This is a genomic window from Microbacterium sp. 2MCAF23 (assembly GCF_052115565.1).
Taxonomy (GTDB): domain Bacteria; phylum Actinomycetota; class Actinomycetes; order Actinomycetales; family Microbacteriaceae; genus Microbacterium.
This window is the reverse complement of record NZ_JBFRGY010000030.1, coordinates 1-311: the sequence shown is the minus strand read 5'-3', so window position 1 is coordinate 311 and position 311 is coordinate 1. Positions and strand designations below refer to the sequence as shown.

Here is a 311-nt window from a genome sequence, read left to right as displayed (position 1 = left end):
ATGTCCTGGCTGACGGCGCTGATCCCGACGGTGAAGACCACGGCGATCAAACGACGCCTCACCTCGACCGCGAAACACCTCCAGAAGGACCGCCGGGAGGGCCGCACGAGGGATCAGGTTCGTGCGGACTTGCTGTGCGATTGGCTGCTRGGTGTCGGCACCGACAAGGCGGTGAAGACGACGGTGTTCGTGACCGTCCCGATCGGGTTGCTCGCCGGTGTCAATCCCGGATCCGCGTTCGGTGTCGCCGCCATCGCGGGCGTCGCCGCCACCACGGCGAGCGCTGGCTCTTCGCTGAGTCCGGCGGGCAA

The 311-nt window shown here is 67.4% G+C and carries 1 pseudogene; it reads left to right on the top strand.

From position 1 onward, the window contains the following. Positions 1-311 (top strand): annotated as a pseudogene (locus tag AB4078_RS18690) (hypothetical protein); the annotation flags it as partial.